This is a genomic window from Culturomica massiliensis (assembly GCF_900091655.1).
GTDB classification, from domain to species: Bacteria; Bacteroidota; Bacteroidia; order Bacteroidales; family Marinifilaceae; genus Culturomica; species Culturomica massiliensis.
Window position 1 is genome coordinate 2,184,739 of sequence record NZ_LT594621.1, and the last position, 22,506, is coordinate 2,207,244.

Here is a 22,506-nt window from a genome sequence, read left to right on the forward strand (position 1 = left end):
AATATTAAAATCTCATTCAGAAAGCCGGATGTGAGGATCACATGCCAATTTACACAAAACCGTATACAATAGCTTGGAAACATCCTCCATAATTTCAGGCGTCAGCGTTTCAGGCACATCCTGGGGTACATGATAATACGTTCTTCCCACCTTATTCCGGGTACCCAGCGAAAAAGCCGGTACACCGTTAAAATTGAAAATCTCACCGTCCGTATACATCCTGCCCGAAGCTTTGCTGTAATCCGAAGTATGTAAAATCCGGCGGAGATACTGTTCATTTGCTTCCGTAAAATATTTTTTCAATTCAGGAAAAGTATTCACCCCTCCTACCCGCAACTCCGTTCCATTCCCCACCATATCCAGATTGAACATACATAATGTTTTCTCCAAAGGGAAAAGCGGATGTTTGACATAGAACTTAGACCCCAGCATTCCCGGCTCCTCTGCCCCGAACAGAATAAACACCACCGGACGCAAAGGTTTAACCCCGCTCTGTGCAAAAGCCTTAGCCGTCTCCATCACAATAGCACTACCCGAAGCATTGTCCAAAGCCCCGGGGAAGAGAATACCCGGACACCCCAGATGATCCAGGTGAGCACCTATGATAATCGGTGCATCCTTCAACCGCTTGTCTGTCCCCGGAATATAACCGATCACATTCTGAGTCTGGCTCGGCGCATGAAAAGACCGGAACATCATCTCCACTTCTTTCCCCGTCAATACCATGGAATGAGGACGCTTATCGCCTCTGATCTTATCCTTCAGAGTCCGCGCTGTCCAGGATGTTCCGGTCAATAAATCGTTCACCACCTTATCGCTGACATGGCAATAAATAAAACCGTCATTATAGAGAATTCCGGGATGGGAAAATTTTCCGGTAAACAAAGCCCCTGCGGCACCATGACTGACCGCATTTTTAATCTTATAAACAGAGCCCGAATAAAATTCATCCCAACGGGCATACGCCTGATTCTCACGCTCACAAGGCACTCCCGGTTCGATGACCACAATCTTTCCCCGCACATCAATCCCGGCATAATCGTCATACCCCAAATCCGGTGCCGTAATACCGAAGCCCACATAAACGGGTTCACCTTTCAATACGCCGGAAGCCGTATGTGTACCCGGATAATAATCGTCCGGCATCCGGTAAGTTACATCCATATCCTCTCCTTTCACCTTCAGCACTCCGGCATCCTTGACATCGGTATATTGTACGGGAAAATTCTGAAAATAAAACCCGTTATCCCCTCCCGGTGTCAGTCCCCAGGCGGAGAAATAATTCGCAGCCCAATGAGCACAACGGGTATATTCCGGTGATCCGGCCAAGCGTCCCTTATGTTCCGGTTTACACATTTCATAAACGAACTCCATGATTTCATTGCTGGAAACAGAGTGAAACGCTTTATCGAAAGCCGTATATTCACGCTGGGCCTGGGACATAAACATACCGATACACAAACCCAGACAAAGTATATATTTTTTTATCATATCTTTCTTTTTTAGGAAAGAACTGCCCCGAAAGACAGCTCCTTCGATCAACTGTAAACTAACCCTATTGCAATATAATGTATCAATAACCGGGATTTTGTTGCGACTCCCGGTCTTTTAACGGCAACAACTCCAATTCCCGTTCATTGATCGGATAAATGGTCTGGAAAAAATCAAAAGGAATCACTCCACTCTCCAGATTATCCGTATGTCCTTTTTCATCCTTTTCCTGTGGAGTACGCCAGCGGATCACCGGTTTACGGTTTCTCCACAAATCCCAGGCCCTGCTGCCCTCGCCGTACAACTCGACAGCACGTTCGTAAAGGACATCCTCCAATGTTACCCTTGTATTGTACTTATCCGGATCGGTCGTCGTCCTCTCCCTGCGCAAATCTCCCAAATAATCCCTTGCCTTTTTCATATCATTTACCTTCAACGCGGCTTCGGCTGCTATCAGATACACCTCGCTCAACCGCAACACCTTCGGGTTATTGATTTTGATATTTCCTTCCCGGCCCGGATATTTACCGGAGATATAATAACACTTATCCTTACTTGAATACCGGAGTAACTTAAAACGTACATCTTCAGGATCGGCTTCTGCCAAATCCAGAAAATCCCGGGTAGGCACCACCGTCTTATAGCCCGCCTCCGAACAAATCCATCCCAACGAAGTATAACCGGCATTGTCCTCCAGGGAAGTAGGCAACTCCAACAAAGACTCCGAGCCGTATTCCTTTCCCCAGGAAGCGACATATTCGTCACGCGAATAAAGTTCACAACCGCTGTTTTTAATGACATCTTCGGCTGCCGCAAGAGCCAGTGCGTCCTTTTCCATATACAGGTACACCTTAGCCTGCAAAGCGCGCCCTCCCCAATAATCGAAATAACCGTTTCGCTTCTTTACTGACAACAAAGGCACGGCTTCCTCCAACTCCGTACAGATAAAACCATACACGTCGGACACCTTACTCCTGTAAAACACCTCCCTTACATCCTTGTAAGCTTTCCCGGCAACACGAATACCCAACGCATCGGATTTGATTGTGCCTTTACCGAGATTACCGTACATCGGACCGTACATACGAACCAGATCAAAATGCAGCAAAGCCCGCAACGTCCTCAATTCGGCAATCAACGCTTTCTTTTCAGGCGTATTCTCCAGTTTATCCGCCTTCTCGATAATCAGATTGATATCCTGTACCCCCAGATATATCAACCGGTAAAAACCGGTGCCGGCAGATACTTTAGTTAAACCGTAAGCATAAAAATACTTTAAATGCTGGCTTCCCCAGGACGGTTCCATCATATGATCCCCCATCAGATCGGCCACAAATGTATATTCTCCCGCATAATAGGAAGAACTGGTCAACACCTCATAAACACCTTCCGTAGCAATCCTGAGATCGGAAACGGAATTGATCAGATTAGCGTCTCCGGCAGAATTCGAGGGTGAAATATCTAAAAAATCATTGCCGCAGGAACAACACAGCAAGCTGAACAACACGGCTATATATAATTTCATTTTCATAATTCGTCGATTTTAAAATTGAACCTGAATACCGAAACGGTAAGACTTAATCGCCGGATAACTGGAGCCTGAATTCGTATTACCCGTATAACTCACTTCCGGATTGATGTAATTATATTTATAGAAAGTCAGTACATCTGTGGCATTAAAATAAACCTTGGTATTGGCAATCCCCCATCTCTCCATCCACCTTTTCGGCAAATTATAAGAAAGAGAAATATTCTTTACCCGCAAATGGTCGGTAGAATGAATATAGCGGCTGGAATATTCCTGGGACTGGTAAGGATTATTGTAAATAATCAAAGGCTTTGAAGCCTTGTCGCCGGGCTTTCTCCATACCCCTTCAGCGGCATTCTTGGACGGATTGTAAGTACCGATATAACGACCGTCGGCACTCAAACGGTCCAGATTGTGAAACATATTTCCTCCCAAAGTAAACGTCAGCAAAAACGACAATTCGATTCCCTGGTAAGAAAAACGGTTGGTCATACCCCCGTAAAAATCCGGATATGCCTTACAAAGCACCACCCGGTTCGATTCTGCCACCTTACTGGTGGTACTTCCATCCTTCACCGGAGTCTTCCCGTCAGGGCCGTAAACATTCTTATACCACAAAGGACGTCCGGTTTGTCCGTCAACACCGGCCCATTCCCGCATATAGAATGAATAAAGCTTTTCTCCCTCCCGGAAAATACGCTGGGAACTGATCACATCGTCTTTCAGAGACTCCACTTTGGCCGTCATCCAGGAAATATTGAAATCGGTGCTCCAGTTAAAACCCTCCCCGACAACATTCTGGCTGCTTAAAGTCAGTTCCACGCCGGAATTTCTCAACCGGCCTTCGTTAACCAATATACTGGAAAAACCCGTATTGACAGAAACCGAAGCATTGTTCAGCAAATTATCCGTCATCTTGTTATAATACTCTATACCGCCGGACAAACGGGAACCGAACAAGCGAAAATCGATCCCGGCATTCCAGGTATAGGAATGTTCCCAGGTCAGCTTCGGATTTCCTACCGTTTTCAGGAAAAAAACAGGATTCCCGTTGTATTTGTTCTCCAGAGAAAATAAAGACTGGGATCCGAAATAAGTGGAAGGTAAATTTCCGGTCGTTCCGAAAGAAACCTTCAACCGCAGATTATCTATCCACGTCACCGGCTTCATAAACTTTTCCTGCGACATCGTCCAGGCTGCCGAGGCTGCAAAGAAATTTCCCCAACGCTCTTTCAGCGCCAAACGGGAAGATCCGTCACGACGCACACTACCAGAAAGATAATATTTATTCTTGTAATTGTAATCGGCTTTCAGCAACCAGGAAACCAACCGGTCGTCACTATATGCCCCGCCGACCTCTGCAGCGTTGGCCGCATTATCCAATTGCAGAAACTTATCGGAAATAAAACCCGTTCCATAGGCGCCGAAATATTTATTTTTATACTTCTTGGCCTCATATCCTCCCAATACTGTCAGATTATGCTGCCCGAAAGATTTGGTAAAATTCAGGGTATTGGACGTCGTCAAATCGTATACCTTCGTCAGATACTCACCCAGATTTCCTTTTTCGTTCCGGCCGTCATGACTGTCGATCCCCGAAAAGGAAGACTCCGTCAGATGCAGATAGTCGATGCCGTTCACCGTACGGAAAGTCAGCCAGTCGGTAAAGTCAATCGTCAGAGAAACCGTCGTCATACTCCGGAAGTTCGAGGATTCCCTCACCTGCTCCCGTACATTCTTCTTATAATTCGGAATTTTGGTAACGAAACCGGGATACCGGTAATATTCCCCGTTCGGCATATAAACCGGTGCCGTCGGATTGGTATTCTTCACTCCCCAGATCGGATTCGAATAATAACCTCCGGAAGCCGTACCCGACTGATCCGTTTGGGCTAAAGTCTGGTTGATGGCATACTTGATTTGTTTATTTACCCGGCTTTCCACATTGATTTTCCCGGTCACCCGCTGAAACTTGCTGGTAGGCAGCAAACCGACTTGTTTCATATACCCAAAAGAAGAGAAAAATTTCAGCTTATCGTTTCCTCCCCGGGCCGAAAAATTGAAACGGTCCTCCTTTCCGGTACTGAATAAAGCTTTTGCCCAATCGGTATTGCGAGCATGGGACAAATATTTTTTAGGGTCTGCCTGCTTATAATCAAAAGACCCGTCCAACGGATCGTCCGGATGAATCACCTTGGCCCGGCTATTCAGGTTACTGTAAGCATAGGCCATCGCATCCTCCACAATCCCGGCATTTCCGGCATCGTAAGCGGCTTGCCCCGGCAAAGCGTTCCGGTCATAGAGATAACGGTTTTTCAAGCCTTCCAAAGCATATTCCGTATACTCCTTCCCGGTCATATACAAACCGAACAACTCATGCGGCATAGCCGTTGTCGTCCAACCGTGCTCATAATCGGCATTAAAAACGGTTTTACCCGCACGCCCCTGCTTCGTGGTAATAATAATGACCCCGTTTGCAGCCCGGGAGCCGTAAAGGGAAGTGGCGGCAGCGTCCTTCAAAACGGTCATCGATTCGATATCATTCGGATTCAGAGCCGTCATCACATTGGAAGAAGACATCACCTGCGACATATCCCCGGAAATCACCGGTACCCCGTCGATCACATACAACGGCTCTATATTACCGTTGATCGATCCGATACCGCGAATCTGCACCGTAGCCTTGGCGCCCGGTTGCCCGTCGGTCTGGGTAATACGCACCCCCGCCACATACCCCTGCAAAGCCTTCTCTGCCGAAACAGGTGCCGATTCCCTCATAATCTGATCTCCTTTCACCACAGCGGCAGACCCCGTAAACGACTCCTTCTTTACCGTCCCATAAGCCACCACCATAACCTCCTCCATCGTCTCCACCATTTCTTCCATAACGATATGCAATTCGGTCCGGTCGCCCAACACGATCTTTTGGGGCACCATGCCCACATAACTGACACTCAGCTCGGTTTCCGGTTTATCGGGTACCTGAAAGGAAAATTTTCCGTTTATATCCGTAGTCCCTCCGTAAGTCGTTCCCTTCACCATAATAGTAACCCCGGGAAGCAACTCCTTTCTTTTATCCATCACCGTTCCCTGAATCGTCCGCATTTTTTGCTGTGCAGCAGCAAATTTCACCCGGTTGTCGGGCATCTTTTTCCGGATCACGATAGCATCGTTCGTCACACTGTATTCCAGATTTGTATTTTTCAGCACCTCCTTCATCACCACCTCCATATTCTCATTTTCCACCGATACATTCAATCCCTTAAAAGGCGCCACATCCTGATTGCTGTACAAAAATACGAACTTGGTTTGCTTTCGTAAGTTCCATAAAATTTCTTCCAAAGAAGCGTTCTCCATCTTTACCGTCAGCTTCTGTGCCTCCAACTCGATAAAAGATTGCATTGCAAGGCAAAACAAGATCAAAAAAGAAAATTTCATGGTCAACCACAATTTTTTTATTTTCCCGGACGGAGGGAAAACGTTTTCACTTACTTTTTTCATAACTTTGTAATGTTTATTAAGATTAAACAACCAGTAAGGGCGAGACCGGTGCTGCAACATCGGCTCGTCCTGTTTTTATTTAGCACGTACCACATATTTTCCGTCCCGTTGCACGATCTCCACCTTCCTCAACCCCGTAATCATATCCAACACCGCAGTCAAATCCCTGGAACGTTCGATATTCCCTGAAATCCTCATATCTGCGGCAACTTCATCGGCAAAGACAAACTCCACATCATACCATTTGGTCAGATCCTTCATCACATCTTCCAGACGCTGATTCCAAAAAACAAACATCCGGTCCATCCAGGCCACATACAACGAAGGATCGACTTCTTCCACCTTCTGCTGTCTGGATTTCCGGTCCAGGCTATATTGCTGAGCCGGTTTCAACTCCACATTCCGGTCACGCACCCCGTCTGCAACAATCCGCACCGATCCGGTCAGCAAAGTCGTATATACGGTTTCCTCATCAGAATAGGCCTTGACATCGAAACGAGTACCCAACACTTCCACATCGATCCGGTCGGTTTCCACGATAAAAGGACAATCTTTTGCTTTCTTCACATCGAAATAAGCCTCTCCTTCCAGAAATACACGCCGTTCCTTCTCTCCGAAAGCCAACGGGAAACGCAACCGGCTGTCTGCATTCAGCCACACCCGGGTGCTGTCCGGCAAAATAACCTGATACTCCTTTCCCCTCGGTACCTTCAACACATTATACTTCTCGCCCGTACCCCCTTTCGGACAGGCAGTTCCGAAACTCAACACACCGTTCTGATTATAAACCGCCCCGTACTCATCCGGCAAAGACAGTTTATCGTCCTCCTCCAACAAAATCTGTTGTCCGCTGGCTAACTGCAAAACCACCTCCATCGGATCGGACACGGTGAAATCGTTTCCAGCCACCTCCAAAACCTCAGGCCGGAATGCACCTGTACGCAATAAAACTGTCGCCGTAACGATGCCGAGCATCACAATCGAAGCCACCGCACCCCACCACCGGATCACCCCCAAACGCCTGCCTCGTTTCTCCTCCCGTATCTTTCCGAACACCGAATGATAAGCCCTCTCCTCGTCTATTCCTTGCCGAACCGATTGTTCCTTATAATAACGCTCCAACTGTCTCAATTCATGGCGGTGATCCCCGGTTTCCAGCCACTGCTGCAACCGTTCCATATCGGCAGCCTCCACCTCTTCTCCACACAAATAGGCTGCAATAATTTCCCACATCCTGTCGTTTCTAAAATCCATCTTTACCAATTTTATAATCTTTCCCTTAAACACACATTTCTCCACTTTATACCCAAAAGACACACAAACTTTCCGATCGTATGACAAAAAGTGTAATTATTTTTTAATTTTTTTCTTATCCGGTATCTATCCGATCACAGCATTACCCCAAAACAACAACCACCGGAAAAATACACCCGAAACGGCAACCGCCATTGCCTCGCACACGACCGCATTTACCCGGTCTTTTCCGCAATACAAGCCCCTCCGTAAAGACGGTATCAGGCATAAACTCAAAAACAGGCTTAAGGACATCCGGATATGAAATTTTCAGGGACACAGCTACCGGAATAACCGCATCCGGGAAACGGATACCTTCAAATGACTCACCGGGAAACAGTTTTAACGACACTCCGGACATTACATTCCGCTATCTTCCGGAACAAATTTCCACCCTCCGGTAAAAAAATGCAAAAGCAACATAGAATAAGTTTTTCCGGCCAGCTTTTCCCGCAACGTCTTAAAAGCTCTCCCCATCTGCGTACGGACGGTATTTACGGAAATATTCAAAGCATCGGCAGCCTCCTGGTACTTTTTCCCCTCCACGCAACACATCATAAAAATACGCCGGCATTGCTCCGGCAATTCGGCAATAGCCTTATACACCGCCTCCTTTTCCTCTGTCTCCTCCTCCTTGTCTGTCTCCTCCTCTTCCCGGTTCTTCCATACCTCCTCCAGCTTCCTAACGCGGTACCGCTCATCGCGGATATGGTTGAGGCACGCATTCTTCACCGCCCGGAACAGATAACTGTCCAGAGAAGAATGTACATTCTTATATTTTTTTTCGCACCAGAAATTGACAAAAAACTCCTGCACCACATCTTCCGCCTTCCCCAAATCCTTCAACAAACTATAGGCAAAAGCCACCAGATCCGCATAATACATCCTGAACAAACCCTGATAGGCCCGCTCATCCCCGCAACAGACTTTTTCCAATAATTTATCTTTTTCCACCATAATCGATCAGATACACAGGCAAAAATATAAAAAATGCAATATATCGTTTTTATTAACTCCAATATTACACGAAAAAAACACAAATAGCACCCGGGGACGGGGCTAAAGTGCTACTTTTGTCAGCATTTTATACATTTCTGCTAAACCACGCTCCAGCATTACCCGCAGTCCCCGGATTTTATATATTTTACGATGGAGTATCTGTAAATGCTGCCCCATCACAACACGCATTAAATTTAACCATTCTATAAATTTGCAAAAAACACACTGAATATCAAAATTAAATGCCATAATACAAATAAGTTCGGGGGATTCCCGTAACAACAAAATACATTCGTGAAAATATAAAATACATAACTAAAACAGGAAATATGCGTATGTAAGTCATTATTGTATCAGGAATATGAAGCTCTTGAATATAATCCGGCGTATTCATCCAGAGACAGCTTTTTTGAAATGTATGGCTGTCTTACTATCTTATTTTTTCGGAAATTACGTCACCGGACATTTTCACGAAAATTCCGGTTATATCGGTGCTATACTGGCTTGTACCTCTTCTATTGTCGTATTGCAGGAAAATGATCTGAAAAATTCGCTTCATAACGGCTGGCTGAGGGTATTGGGTACTTTTATGGGAGCTCTTATCGCCTGGATATATCTACTGTTTTATCCATTTACGATTATCGGAATGATTGTTGCCGTATTTATTCTGGAAGTGATTTGTATGCTTTTAAAGGTTCCCGACAATGGGAAAATGGCTACGATCACGTTATCCGTGATTCTTATTATCTCCCGGGAATATCCGGATCTGCCTCCATGGGCGAACGGACTTTTACGTTTCAGCGAATCGGCTGTCGGAGCCGGCATCGGTATCTTTATGGTGTGGCTGGAATATATATTTCAGAAATTCCGGACCATCTGGAAAAATGTAGACATCCCGAATAAAAGAATATAGACAACATACGAGAGTCTTGTGTTATCCGCACAGGACGAACCGGAATTAATAAGATAATTCCGGCGGAGACCGTTTATACCGGACCATCGCGTTCCTGTCAGGCTGTAAACAGAGAGATGAGTGTGTATAACACCGGGCCTGCTTCTCCCGGAACATTCCAAATAATAAAAACGGCAAATAAAATTGCTTATCTTATTTATTGTATTACCTTTGTCTGCAATTAGAGTTATGAATCATTATCGTTATAGTTCTTCTTTACATATTAAGCAGGTCTCTCCTTTAATTATCCTTCTCTCTAATTCAGTATTTATTTAAAAAATTTCAAATGAACATTTACATTTCAGGTTTGAGCTACGGCACAAATGATGCAGACTTAAACGAATTATTTACAGGGTACGGAGACGTTTCTTCAGCTAAAATCATATCAGACAGATATACCGGAAAATCCAGAGGATTCGGTTTCGTTGAAATGCAAAACGATACAGAAGGCCAAAAAGCAATCGACGAACTTAACGGAACAGAATACGACGGTAAAACAATTATGGTAAATATTGCGCGTCCCCGGACAGAAAGACCGTCAAACGGCGGATACCGTGAAAGACGATAATAGTTGCGAATAATATTCACATCCCTATCCTATACAACAGAAAATAAATTTTCTGTTGTATACAATTAGGAAACAGTATACAGCAATTAAGTTCAATTTACTCTCCCTCCTCAATGTTGTATCAGGTTCTTGCAAGCCTGTATCTTTCCATTCTGAAATAGATTTATTAAACTTTTTTGTTCTCGTTTTATCATAACAAAAATTTATGAAATCATTTTTTATTGGAAACACTGAGGTTAAAATACCTATTATCCAAGGGGGTATGGGAATCGGCATTTCATTATCCGGTCTGGCCTCTGCCGTTGCTAACGAAGGAGGTATAGGCGTTATCTCCTGTGCCGGATTAGGATTACTATACTCCGAAGAAAAAGGGGATTACGCCCAAAAATGCATCCGGGGATTAGAAGAAGAAATCCGGAAAGCACGTCAAAAAACAAACGGGATTATCGGTGTAAATATTATGGGAGTCCTTTCTAATTATGCCGATATGGTTTGTACGGCTATCAGGGAAAAAGCCGATATTATATTTTCCGGAGCAGGCTTGCCGCTCGATTTGCCTTCCTATTTGACTCAAGGAAGCAGTACGAAATTAATACCCATTGTCTCTTCTGCAAGAGCAGCAAAAATTATTTGTGACAAATGGCAAAAAAATTACGCTTATCTGCCGGATGCGATTGTAGTCGAGGGACCAAAAGCAGGCGGACACCTAGGTTTCAAGAAAGCCCAACTGAAGGATGAAAATTATGCCCTGGAATCACTGGTTCCCCAAGTGTTAACGACAATATCCGCTTATAAAGACATAAAAAACATTCCGGTAATTGCTGCTGGCGGTATATCCACCGGTAAAGATATTGCCCGCTTTTTTAAGCTCGGTGCTTCAGCCGTGCAGCTGGGAAGTATTTTTGTTACGACATGGGAGTGTGATGCGGCCCAGGCTTTTAAAGATGTGTATCTGCATGCAAAATCCACAGATATAATCATTATCGAAAGTCCTGTCGGCATGCCGGGACGAGCCATCAACGGAGAATTTCTCCGCAGGGTGGAAAAAGGGTTGGAAAAACCTGCATGTTGTCCGTTGCATTGTATCAAAACCTGCGATTATACGCAAAGCCCTTATTGTATTATGGCCGCACTATATAATGCAGCCATTGGCCATATGACCAAAGGATATGCCTTTGCAGGCAGCAATGCCTATCTGGCAGAAAAAATAAGAAGTGTAAAAGAAGTAATCCACACTTTAAAAAAGGATTTTTTTTCAGCTTCTCACTGTCTGGCCTGAGAAAGAAGGAATTTTGACAAAATCCTCTCCGTTGCAGACCGGGATGAAGCATTTGTATAACTGCTGTTTTCTATACAGCAAAAATAATAGATATGACATTTAAAGAATTAAATATAGCCGCACCTATTTTAGCAGCTATTGAAGAAAAAGGATATACCGTACCGACACCTATCCAGGAAAAAGCAATTCCTGCCGCACTGGCCCAAAGGGATGTGCTGGGGTGTGCCCAAACAGGAACAGGTAAAACCGCCTCGTTTGCAATACCCATCATACAACATATACAAACAGACAAAGAGACGATGAACCGGAAGGGTATCAAAGCCCTGATCCTGACTCCCACCCGGGAGCTGGCATTACAGATCAGTGAATGTATCGGCGACTATGCCAAATACACCCGTGTACATCACGGAGTTATATTCGGAGGAGTAAACCAGCATCCACAGGTAAAGATGTTACAGAAAGGTACGGATATACTCGTAGCTACTCCGGGACGTCTGCTCGATTTAATGAATCAGGGGTATATACATTTGGAAAGCGTACAGTATTTTGTACTCGACGAGGCCGACAGGATGCTCGACATGGGATTCATTCACGATATCAAACGGATTTTACCCAAACTGCCGAAAGCAAAGCAAACCCTGTTTTTTTCAGCGACGATGCCGCCCAGTATCGTTTCTCTGACAAGCACTTTACTGAAAAATCCGGTAAAAATACAAATAACACCCGTGTCATCAACCACCGATACGGTCGAGCAATTCATTTATTTTGTAAAAAAAGAAGAAAAAGGACACCTCCTGATTTCACTCTTACGAAAAGCAGAAAATCAATCGGTACTTGTCTTTTCACGTACCAAACACAATGCCGACCGGATTGTACGGTCGTTGAACAAAGCTGGTATCGGAAGCCAGGCCATTCATGGCAACAAAAGCCAGGCAGCCAGGCAAGCGGCATTGGGAAATTTTAAATCGGGCAGAACACGGGTGATGGTAGCGACAGACATCGCTTCCCGGGGAATCGACATCAATGAATTACCGCTGGTGATCAATTATGACCTCCCCGACGTCCCTGAAACCTACGTACACCGTATCGGACGAACCGGAAGAGCGGGAAACACAGGAACGGCACTCACTTTTTGCTCTCAGGAAGAACGTAAACTGGTCAATAACATTCAAAAATTAACAGGCAAGAAACTCTGCAAAGCCGAACTTTCAGCCTGATGCACAGATTTTAAATTACACTGAATTCTATCCGGATTCAAAAAAATTATTCATTCACATCATAAATTAAATACATATTATATGGCAAGACCTGCAATTCTCGGTAAGCGTGAAAATGAAAAGAAAAAACAAGCCCGGAGAGTGGAAAAACAAAACAGAAAAGAGGAAAGAAAGCGATCCGGTAAAGTGAGTAATTTCGATGATATGATAGCCTACGTCGATGAAAACGGCATGATCACATCCACGCCCCCGGAAAACAATTGCAAGAAGAAGGAAATAGATCAGGAGGAAATCAGGATATCGACACCTAAAAAGGAAGCACAAGCCGTTCTGAAAGGACGAATAGAACATTTAAACACATCAAAAGGTTACGGTTTTATAAAGGACCTTTCAGGAACAGATAAATATTTTTTTCATGTGAGCAATGTAGTGAACGATATTGCCGAGAACGATATTGTAACGTTCGATCTGGAACGCGGCAAAAGAGGCATGAATGCAATAAATATTTGTACTATAGATAGATCAGCGTCCTGATATCTCCTATCTCCGACCAAAGGTCATTATGAAGGTGAAGATAAACCGTTTTCAGAAAAAATATGACAATCCTAAAATACAATTTAAAATATGGATAAAAATAAAAACATCCGTTCTGAAAAAAGTTCATCCAACCAGTCGGCTGAAAATGCATTGAATGAATATAAAAAGAGAATAGGTGAAGTAATTCATGTCGCCATCAGCGCACGAACTACCTTCGAATTCCCAGCCTATCTGTCTCAGGAAGAAATCGACATTCGCATAGAAAACTATAAAAAACGACACAGTTTAAGATCGGGAGGATGGTAAAGCAATCATAATCAAATACAAATAGCACTTTACCCCCGTCCCCGAATGTTGTTGACCCGACAACCCGGCAAAATCCGGACATTACATTGGCTGATGATGAACGGGAGGTCGGTGGACTCGGTATTTTCCTGATCCGTCAGGTGATGGATGAAGTGGAGTATATACGCGAAAATGGAGAAAATGTGCTGAGAATGAAAATGTATCTGACAGTTTAAGCTTTGCTTTAAAGGTTCATTCCGCTTACGTCTGAAGTTGCTTCGCAATTGTTTACAAACCGGAATCGGAGGTCAGTAAATAAAAGTTTCTTTCCGGAAAAGAACAAAATATATTTGTAACAGAGGCCTGCGGGCTCTTTTTTACCTATTGCAAGTAATTTATTAAATGCTCTGAAAATGTATACACAAAGTGAGGCAAGTAAGAATTTATCTCCTCGAAAAGTACATGTTGCCTGTAAACAGTTGAGGTCGTTTGCTGATAACCGGGAAAGAACTGTTATGCAACGGGTGTTGATAGAATCTATATATAACAGAATGCCGGAACAGAATGTTAAAGTAATGCAAAGAACTAAAGATGAAGCATTAAGTCATTTCGGAATTACAGAATATGTACCTGAAATCAATAAGGCCTATGTCGAAGGACGATTACGTGCATGCATGGGGAAAGGAGTACAAATTAATGCAATAACATTAGGTTATCTATCTCGGGTTATCAATAATACCAATGATATAAAAAAGAAATTAGAAAAGATAGGACAATTCATCAATTTATGGAATGACAATAATGCAGATGATAAGATTGATGTCGTGTTATTTTTTGACTTAAAGAAAGCTAAAAGACAGGCAACACCTACAGAGGCGAGGTTCACCTCAGCCCGGGCTAACGAAAGATGGCAACAATTAAGACAGCAGGCGGACAATATAGAAGGTGACATTTGTTACATAGGACATGATCAGAGCAGAGCTAGGAGTTTAGAAAGTGGTATTGATGAGTTTGTTCTACATAATAATAAACTTCCTGATTTTTTCACTCTTAATTTAGTTCAAAATCAAAAAACTTACTCATTTGAAAATAATTACAATTATATAAATAGTTTAAATTGTAATTATATAAAGATTTGTCACACTGATATTATCTTCAATTTAAATCAAAATCCTCAGGCTTACCAAACCAGACAAATAAGGAATCGTCAGATCAAAGGAACTAAAGATGAAGTGACATTTTTAATGCGAAATAAAAATTTTATATTTGTGACACCTTTTCTATTGTTAAAAAAGGATCTTCCTGCTATTGATAAAAACAAATTGATAAGCATGGGGGTTCCACAAGAGAGAGGAGAAGAAATAAGGCAGAATTGGGACCATATAAAGGCAGATGGGCACGGATAATTATGTTAGGAGTATACATCTTTACACTAATATAGTACTATTATTAACATAAGGCACTTATATACCAGATTATACCAAATTCCAAAGGAACCTTTCCTCTTCTGATTAAAACTTTACGTTTCGTTTCCATTGCGGTCCCGAACCAGGTCCGGGATGACAATAATAATAGTACCATTAAAATTAATAGCTGAAATGATAATTTATAATGAATATCCCCTTTTGTTGTATACTTCATTTAATGAGAACAATGCAGTGAAAGAATTGCCTTTTAAAGTCCAAAAGGAAGGTACAATTAGCACTTTACCCCCGTCCCCGGGTGCTATTGAATTCTAAAAATAACTTTTCCTCAAATTTTTAATTTCTAAAATAGTATCGGTCATTTTCGTACATTACTACACTTCGAGGATCTCCATTTAAAAACTGCCAGTCCTATCCCTATTATAACAAATGGAATACTTAACAATTGCCCCATATTAAAAAACATTCCATCCTCAAAACCGACTTGGTTCTCTTTCGTAAATTCGATAAAAAATCTGGCCAGAAATATCAAAGCAATAGCTAATCCCGTAAAAAAACCATAAGCAACTCTACTTCTTAATGCTTTAAACAATATCCACAAAACAATGAAAATAAACAAATAAGCCAAAGCCTCATACAACTGGCTGGGATGACGCGGTATAAAATCAATACGCTTAAAAATAAAAGCAAAAGGAGCGGTTGATTCTTTTCCTATAATCTCAGAATTCATTAAATTACCAAATCGAATAAAAGCCCCCGTTAAAGGTGCTACTATCGCAACTTTATCTATAGTTCCTAAATAATTCAGTTTATATTTCTTACTATACAAATACAGGGCTATCAAAACACCCATAGTTCCGCCATGACTCGCCAACCCCTGATAACCGACAAATTTGAAACCAGGTTGAAATTTAAAAGGTAATATAATTTCCAACGGATGTTTACTGAAATAATCCCAGTCATAAAACAGGCAATGCCCTAAACGGGCTCCAATAACAATACCCAAAACAGCATAAACAAACAGAGAATAAACTTTTTCTTGAGGTATATTTTCCAGTTTATACAACTTTGCTACTAAATTGTAGCCAATAAATATCCCTAAAGCAAACAAACAACTGTAATAACGTAATTCAATTACGCCTAAATTTAAAAAAACGGGATCGACATTCCAATTAATATACATTAACATCTTAATTGCAAAATTGATTAAATTCAGATTGATTTATAACACACTCCTTTTTCTTTTCCAATATCCTTTTTTCAAGAATATATTTACCCTGTGTATTGCATGCTTCTTTTAATTTACAAATAAAACAATTCGGACATTCCGGTAAATCTATTTTATTCCAAATATCAGCCTCGTTAAAATCTGAAAGTATTTCAAAAGAAATATTTCGTTTTAAAAATTGTCTGTCTTTTCCTTGACTAAGATAATTAAAAACACTTGATTACTTCATCATAATAGGTGTCTTTTTGAATTTTGGATGTTTTAATATAATAATTTAAATATTTCAAAGCTTTATTATAATCCTTAATAAGGAAACAAAATATAGTCATAAAATAAGAAAGTGGAATAGTCGACCAATAATGAACATGCTTAAACTCTATTTTCAATCTCTCTCTCATTTTAAAATCATAAAAATCCAAACAGTCCATTTTTATAGATACTATCATAACTTCATATTTCCCGGCCTTTTTATATATATGGCTACCTGAAGAAGATTGTCCATTGAGCTGTTAAAGTTATATTGATCTGTGTTTTCTTTGTAACTATTAATATCAAAACGACATAATCGTGGGGTTCGTTAGAACTCTCAATAAACATTTGCTCACGTCCGGCTGATCTGAATTATAAAGACGACGCTCAGACACCATTAAGCTCTCCAGGCCTTGTTTTACCAAGCCTTGTAAACCTTGTTCCCCATTTGTGATTTCAGAAATTATTTCCGAAATTTGTTCATGTGTAAATTCCATAATAATTCATTTTTGAAAGTTGCATTACAAAAATAATTAAACTTGGGATTTACACACTTTTTGAAACACTATCTTCCGGTCTTTGGTAACTCGGAGCATTAATGGGTGTTCGCCATTGGATAATGTTTTTGATTTGTAACAAACCACTGAAATAGAGGCATTCATGGCTAAATTCTGGTTTAAACCTCGGTTTAAACAGATGGTTCAAAACCACAAAAAACAGGGAAAAGAAAAAAGGTAGTCACTTTCGTAACTACCTGTGATTGAGAGCGGAAAACGGGACTCAAACCCGCGACCCCCAGCTTGGAAGGCTAGTGCTCTATCGACTGAGCTATTTCCGCGTGATGCAGGTTTTTCCCTTTAGGCGGCTTTACGTTTTTTCTTTGAGTGAAAGTATTCAAAGAATTTCCCGTGGCAGGACAGGTTTGTGTGGCCCGTCGATCCGTAAAGGGGAACCTTGTAAATTTTGAATTGCGAAAAACGAAATCATCGGATGCCTTGTATCCGCAATTTAAAATTTGTGGGGAGAGCAGGATTCGAACCTACGAAGACATAAGTCAGCAGAGTTACAGTCTGCCCCAGTTGGCCGCTTTGGTATCTCCCCATCTTATCAAAGAACTGTTGTTTCTTTTGCGGGTACAAAGATAGCCCTTTGTTTTTAAACCGCAAATTTTTCACCTAAAAAATTACACATAACAAACCTACAATCTATAACTCTATTTCAGACTCTCTGATTGATAACGTTTTCCTGTTATAGAATACAATTTATCACCGGAATTTTGCGGTTCATCCTTGTACCAGGTAAGATCGTATTGCTTATCCCGTCCATTTTCCCGGTATTTTATACGAAGCTGTACTGAATCCTGTGCCTCTGTCTGAATAGAAGAGACCGGGAAAGCCACGACTCCACGATAGGCATAATTACTCATATCTCTGAACGCATTGTGACGGAATTCCAGCAGAATACGTCCATCCTCGGTTTTCTGCGGGTGTTGTGCCAGATTCACCATATGTTTCAAACCGGGCAGTCCCCCGCCGAATACAAAATCGAAAGTCAGATAATCGTGTTTGATCCAAGCCTTATCCAATATTACCGGATCGTTTCCCAAACTATCCGATATAGAGGCGGAAAAAGGAATAACATCTTTCGTCAGTACTTTATAAACATCCACAACTTTCACATAATAATCGTACATACTACTGGTGTCAGCATCTCCCAAAATTGAAAAAGTAACAATAACCCGGTCTTTGTCTTCCAGATAATTCGGAGAAACATTCGAGGCGGACGGAAATAACACCGCTCCTAAATCAGTACTGATCGTATAGGAACTCCCTTCTTTATTTACGACACCGTAATCTCCGTAAAGATCGTTTAGACTATAACCGTCGTCATCGCAAGACGATAACAGTATATTCAGTAACAACAAAGTAAAAAATGCAATAAACAAATACTTCGCTTTTGTAAATCCTTTAAAAAAAGATTTGTTTTTATTTGCAGCAACCTGTTCTGTCTTCATTATACTCGCCGTTTTCATGCTTTTATTTTTTCATTATTGTTCATAAATTCTGTTTAATAGATGTATAAAAACAACAGAAGTTGCGTAGAATAAGAAATTTTAACTAAAAGAGGAAAACTTATGGTTATCATTCCTCCTCCCATCGAATCAGATTCACTGAAAAATTAGTAATTTAGAGACGGTTTTATACATACACGATCAATCATGGACAAACTTATCGTCGGAATCGGAGAGATTCTATGGGATATGCTACCCGAAGGGAAAAAACTGGGTGGTGCTCCCGCCAATTTTGCTTATCATGCCGGTCAGTCGGGATTAAACAGTTGTGTTGTCAGTGCAATCGGTAACGACAATGCAGGCCGGGAGATATTGGAACACCTGAAAATGAAAAAATTAAATTACAGTATCCGACAAACCGATTATCCGACGGGCAGTGTGTTGGTTCATTTAGATGAGGCAGGGATTCCGTGTTATGAAATCCAACAGCAAGTGGCTTGGGATAATGTTGCCTATACCCCGGAACTGGAAGAGATCGCAGCCCGAACCAATGCGGTATGTTTCGGTACGCTGGCGCAACGCGAGGAGGTGTCCCGCGTCACGATAAACCGCTTTCTCGACCGTATGCCAGACGGAGACAAACAATATAAAATATTCGATATCAATCTCCGGCAGCATTTTTATAACCGGGAAATACTCGCGCAATCGTTCCGCAGATGCAACATTTTGAAGTTAAACGATGAAGAATTAGTGATTATCCGGAATATGTTCGGTTATAAACAAACGGATACTCAGGCTATCTGCAACGCTCTGCGCTCGGATTACGATCTGAAAATAGTGATTTTGACCTGCGGGGTAAACGGCAGTTATATATTTACCTGCGAGGGAAATTCGTTTTACGAAACTCCCCGTATACAGGTACGGGATACTGTCGGTGCCGGAGATTCTTTCACTGCGACATTCTGTGCAGCCTTGCTCAAAAACCGGAATCTCCGGGAAGCCCATCGTCTGGCTGTAGAAGTTTCAGCCTATGTCTGTACACAAGACGGCGCAATGCCCCCGTTGCCCGATCACCTGAAATATTAAACACAGAGCCCCTTCACCGGGGCTCTGTCCTTATGCAGTCAAAATTCCGCTGAACAATAACCAAGCCATTAAAAGCGTAAAAAACACATTGAATGTCTGTGCGCCGATAAAAGCATAGGTAGAGCGCCTGTTTTCCGAGGTCAGTAAACTGCGGAAATCGGTTTCCAGACCAATCGAGGTGAACGCCAAAGCAAACCACATCCCCTGAATATTTTTCAAAATAGGAGTAGTCTCTTTGACGACTTCAGGTGATACCGCAAAGGAAAAAATCAATGAAGCAGCCACAAAACCCAGGACAAATTTCGGGAACCGCAGCCAAATCACCTTTAAACCCGGTTTTTCTTCCTCAACACCTTCTTTTTTCGTATACGACCAATAAATACTGATGGCAAAAGCAGCCACTCCCAGCAATACATTCTGTGAAAACTTTACAATCGTGCTCGTCTGCAAAGCTACGTCCCCATAAATTGCCCCCGTAGCCGCAACAGCTCCTGTCGTATCGATCGTACCTCCGATCCAGGCTCCGGCCATCGGTTCCGACAACCCCATTAACTTCGCCAGTACAGGTAATATAATAATCATAGGCACCGCTACCACCATTACCAGCGACACGACATAAGACAGTTTTTTCTTATCTCCCTTGATAGCTCCGGCCGTAGCAACCGCTGCCGACACACCGCAAATAGATACGGCACTCGACAACATCAAAGCCATTTCTTTATCGATTTTCATTTTCCGGCAAAGCCAAAAACAAAAATTCCAAACCACAAACACCACGACACAAGACTGGATCAATCCCAGAGCTCCCGCTTCAAGTAAATCACCGAATAAAACATTTGTTCCGAGCAATACCAATCCGATCTTTACAAAAAGTTCAGAAGAAAGCGAATCTTTCAACCATTTCGGCAAGGTAAATATATTACTGATAAAAAGTCCTAGCAATAAACTGAATATCACGGTTTCGAATCCCCAGGTCTTTAAAAATTTATTGCCGCCGACAACCATCGCTATCAACGTCAGAAAAAAGACGACCGGGAAACTGTAAACCACTGCAGTCCATCTCTTACCGGAAAACAAACCGGCGATCAACGCCAGACAAAACATAAAACCGAATACGATCAGGGAATGCCCGACATTATCCAAGGCTATTACCTTATTCAACAATATTTCTGCATCCGGCCATGCAAACGAAGGCCAGGTCGGTTTAAACTGACACACAATCAATAAAATAATCAACCACCCGACAACCGTAGCCGTCCAATCTTCCGTTAATTTAAATCGCTTCATTTTTTTATCATTTTTTTCGCTGCAAAAATGAACATTCTTTCTCAAATTTTAATAGGCATTTTTGCTGATTCCCTCTTTATTTTAGCCTCATGTTTTCATTGCCGGTTTACAATTTCAGGCCAGATCCGGCAGATTTTACAGACAAGAATGAGCTATAGACGACCTCATATATCGCGAGGAAGCGACAGCTGACATCGATCCGGAAAAAATGCAATTCACACCCTATTTACCTACAAATCAATATCTTTCATTCAATCCTTCAGTTTAATTCCCAGATGAACAACTAACCCTTCTATGTTGAAACGGGAAAAAACGGCATTTTTCAGCTTATTATTTCCGGGAATAACAACCCTATTATAGGCTATAGAAAAGTCGGCCGCCGTAAGGTCCGTATTATGAAACATCGCTCCGGACAAATCACATTGTCCGAAAAAACTTCCTTGCAGATTGGCATTTGCAAAATCCGCACCTGCCATATCACACATTGTAAAAGACGTTTTTATCATTTTCATCCTTCTGAAATTGACATAACGCATCTGACATTGCCCGAAACGAAAAGAGGAAAAAAGATTGCAGGAAGAAAAATCCGTTCCCGTGAGTTTACATTCTTTAAAAAGAACATCGTAAAACGCCGTATATTTTAGCTTGGAAAGTGAAAAATCACAAGTATCATAAAAAGCTGTTGTGTCTTTTTTACCGACACATATACATCGTCCCGAACCAAAGCAACAGAACAACAAACGTTATACTTTCCCTTTAAGCATTCAACCTTTTACCGGAAACTTCGTTAAACAAAAAAACAAAAATACAATGACAACCCTTCAGATTATCTCAGCTTTTTTTGTCATATCCGGTTTCGTATGTGCCGGAATTATCGCCTTGCATATACGGAAACACCCGCAACCGATGAGAATCATGGAAGCCGTATGGCCACTGACCGGACTTTGGGCCAGTTGGCTGGCCCTGTGGGCCTATTATGCTTTCGGGAAAGCATCCGCGCGTTCTGATTCTTCGATGAATATGAACGATATGCCCGGAATGGATAGGTCTGAAATGAACAGAAATCACATAAATAATAAAACCATCCGCCCCCATTGGCAGCAAACAACCCTTTCGACACTTCATTGCGGAGCCGGATGCTCATTAGCCGATATCACCGGGGAATGGTTCACCTTCTTTATCCCTCTGTATATCGGCGGCAGCCTGCTGGCCGGCCAATGGGTACTCGACTATATCCTGGCCTTAATCATCGGTATATTTTTTCAATATGCAGCGATACAATCAATGGAACATTTACCGATACTTCAGGGTATCCGGAAAGCATTTAAAGTCGATTTTCTTTCACTCACTGCCTGGCAAACAGGTATGTACGGTTGCATGGCTCTGTTTATTTTCGGATTCAACAGCGGTTTCCTTCCACCGAAAACCTCCTGGGAATTTTGGTTTATCATGCAACTCGCCATGTGTGCCGGTTTCCTGACCTCTTATCCTGTCAACAAACTTCTGATCAAAGCCGGTATAAAACACGGTATGTAGAAAATCTTTTTTTGTTCGGTTAGTTTTTTGTAATT

General features: G+C 42.2%; 19 protein-coding genes, 2 tRNA genes and 3 pseudogenes. 10 read left to right on the plus strand and 14 right to left on the minus strand.

Annotated elements, in window-relative coordinates; translation table 11 throughout:
- Window positions 1–12 precede the first annotated feature (12 nt).
- The 6 genes from BN8908_RS10600 to BN8908_RS10625 form a co-directional block, all read right to left on the minus strand.
- Window positions 13–1,491 carry a M28 family peptidase gene (locus BN8908_RS10600; protein ID WP_068690507.1) on the minus strand — a complete coding sequence of 493 codons (1,479 nt, stop codon included), beginning with the start codon at window positions 1,489–1,491 and terminating at the stop codon, window positions 13–15.
- Window positions 1,492–1,573: 82 nt separating this feature from the next.
- Window positions 1,574–3,022 (minus strand): RagB/SusD family nutrient uptake outer membrane protein, encoded by a 1,449-nt coding sequence (locus tag BN8908_RS10605; RefSeq protein WP_068690509.1) that lies wholly within the window; start codon window positions 3,020–3,022, stop codon window positions 1,574–1,576.
- 12 nt (window positions 3,023–3,034) lie between these two features.
- The gene (locus BN8908_RS10610; RefSeq protein WP_161945865.1) at window positions 3,035–6,520 is read right to left on the minus strand and encodes a TonB-dependent receptor; all 3,486 of its coding nucleotides are present in this window, start codon (window positions 6,518–6,520) and stop codon (window positions 3,035–3,037) included.
- Window positions 6,521–6,595: 75 nt separating this feature from the next.
- Window positions 6,596–7,774, minus strand: coding sequence for a FecR family protein (locus BN8908_RS10615; RefSeq protein WP_068690513.1), 1,179 nt, complete (start codon window positions 7,772–7,774; stop codon window positions 6,596–6,598).
- 142 nt (window positions 7,775–7,916) lie between these two features.
- Complete coding sequence (locus tag BN8908_RS10620) at window positions 7,917–8,165, minus strand: hypothetical protein (protein WP_148453279.1); 249 nt, start codon at window positions 8,163–8,165, stop codon at window positions 7,917–7,919.
- Window positions 8,166–8,173: 8 nt separating this feature from the next.
- Window positions 8,174–8,770: an RNA polymerase sigma-70 factor gene (locus tag BN8908_RS10625; protein WP_068690516.1), complete on the minus strand. Its 597-nt coding sequence runs from the start codon at window positions 8,768–8,770 to the stop codon at window positions 8,174–8,176.
- A gap of 460 nt (window positions 8,771–9,230) precedes the next feature.
- Between BN8908_RS10625 and BN8908_RS10630 the strand changes: the two genes are divergently transcribed.
- The 8 genes and pseudogenes from BN8908_RS10630 to BN8908_RS10660 all read left to right on the plus strand — a co-directional run bounded on the left by BN8908_RS10630 (window position 9,231) and on the right by BN8908_RS10660 (window position 15,056).
- A complete protein-coding gene (locus BN8908_RS10630) occupies window positions 9,231–9,725 on the plus strand; it encodes an FUSC family protein (protein ID WP_161945866.1) in 495 nt (164 codons plus the stop codon).
- Window positions 9,726–10,050: 325 nt separating this feature from the next.
- Entirely contained in the window at window positions 10,051–10,332 is a 282-nt protein-coding gene (locus tag BN8908_RS10635; RefSeq protein ID WP_021987387.1) for an RNA recognition motif domain-containing protein, read from the plus strand.
- Between the two features lie 205 nt (window positions 10,333–10,537).
- On the plus strand, window positions 10,538–11,611 hold the full coding sequence (locus BN8908_RS10640; protein ID WP_068690517.1) for an NAD(P)H-dependent flavin oxidoreductase: 1,074 nt from the start codon (window positions 10,538–10,540) through the stop codon (window positions 11,609–11,611).
- A 92-nt stretch (window positions 11,612–11,703) separates the two neighbouring features.
- Window positions 11,704–12,828: a DEAD/DEAH box helicase gene (locus BN8908_RS10645; RefSeq protein WP_021987385.1), complete on the plus strand. Its 1,125-nt coding sequence runs from the start codon at window positions 11,704–11,706 to the stop codon at window positions 12,826–12,828.
- 81 nt (window positions 12,829–12,909) lie between these two features.
- Window positions 12,910–13,362 (plus strand): cold-shock protein, encoded by a 453-nt coding sequence (locus tag BN8908_RS10650; protein ID WP_021987384.1) that lies wholly within the window; start codon window positions 12,910–12,912, stop codon window positions 13,360–13,362.
- 90 nt (window positions 13,363–13,452) lie between these two features.
- Complete coding sequence (locus BN8908_RS10655) at window positions 13,453–13,671, plus strand: hypothetical protein (protein ID WP_021987383.1); 219 nt, start codon at window positions 13,453–13,455, stop codon at window positions 13,669–13,671.
- 65 nt (window positions 13,672–13,736) lie between these two features.
- Window positions 13,737–13,886, plus strand: a pseudogene (locus BN8908_RS18235) (ATP-binding protein); the annotation flags it as partial.
- 177 nt (window positions 13,887–14,063) lie between these two features.
- Window positions 14,064–15,056, plus strand: coding sequence for a hypothetical protein (locus BN8908_RS10660; RefSeq protein WP_068690520.1), 993 nt, complete (start codon window positions 14,064–14,066; stop codon window positions 15,054–15,056).
- Between the two features lie 376 nt (window positions 15,057–15,432).
- On the opposite strand, the gene lgt is transcribed toward BN8908_RS10660, so the two are convergent.
- The 6 genes and pseudogenes from lgt to BN8908_RS10690 all read right to left on the minus strand — a co-directional run bounded on the left by lgt (window position 15,433) and on the right by BN8908_RS10690 (window position 18,583).
- Window positions 15,433–16,263 (minus strand): prolipoprotein diacylglyceryl transferase, encoded by an 831-nt coding sequence (gene lgt, locus BN8908_RS10665; RefSeq protein ID WP_068690522.1) that lies wholly within the window; start codon window positions 16,261–16,263, stop codon window positions 15,433–15,435.
- Between the two features lie 638 nt (window positions 16,264–16,901).
- Window positions 16,902–17,048: pseudogene (locus BN8908_RS18985) on the minus strand (IS256 family transposase); the annotation flags it as partial.
- 72 nt (window positions 17,049–17,120) lie between these two features.
- A pseudogene (locus BN8908_RS19095) lies at window positions 17,121–17,213 on the minus strand (Arm DNA-binding domain-containing protein); the annotation flags it as partial.
- A gap of 103 nt (window positions 17,214–17,316) precedes the next feature.
- Window positions 17,317–17,389: transfer RNA gene (locus BN8908_RS10680), tRNA-Gly, on the minus strand.
- A 180-nt stretch (window positions 17,390–17,569) separates the two neighbouring features.
- Window positions 17,570–17,652, minus strand: a tRNA-Tyr gene (locus BN8908_RS10685).
- 112 nt (window positions 17,653–17,764) lie between these two features.
- Window positions 17,765–18,583, minus strand: coding sequence for a NigD1/NigD2 family lipoprotein (locus tag BN8908_RS10690; RefSeq protein WP_068690529.1), 819 nt, complete (start codon window positions 18,581–18,583; stop codon window positions 17,765–17,767).
- Between the two features lie 186 nt (window positions 18,584–18,769).
- Here BN8908_RS10690 and BN8908_RS10695 point away from each other — a divergent pair, with 186 nt between their 5' ends.
- Window positions 18,770–19,648 (plus strand): carbohydrate kinase family protein, encoded by an 879-nt coding sequence (locus tag BN8908_RS10695; protein WP_068690531.1) that lies wholly within the window; start codon window positions 18,770–18,772, stop codon window positions 19,646–19,648.
- Window positions 19,649–19,678: 30 nt separating this feature from the next.
- On the opposite strand, the gene BN8908_RS10700 is transcribed toward BN8908_RS10695, so the two are convergent.
- Window positions 19,679–20,935 (minus strand): YeiH family protein, encoded by a 1,257-nt coding sequence (locus BN8908_RS10700; RefSeq protein WP_021986744.1) that lies wholly within the window; start codon window positions 20,933–20,935, stop codon window positions 19,679–19,681.
- Window positions 20,936–21,186: 251 nt separating this feature from the next.
- Window positions 21,187–21,675, minus strand: coding sequence for a pentapeptide repeat-containing protein (locus BN8908_RS10705; protein WP_068690535.1), 489 nt, complete (start codon window positions 21,673–21,675; stop codon window positions 21,187–21,189).
- A 70-nt stretch (window positions 21,676–21,745) separates the two neighbouring features.
- On the opposite strand from BN8908_RS10705, the gene BN8908_RS10710 reads away from it, so the two are divergent.
- Window positions 21,746–22,471, plus strand: a complete 726-nt coding sequence (locus BN8908_RS10710; RefSeq protein WP_068690537.1) for a DUF4396 domain-containing protein — start codon at window positions 21,746–21,748, stop codon at window positions 22,469–22,471.
- Window positions 22,472–22,506: the final 35 nt, after the last annotated feature.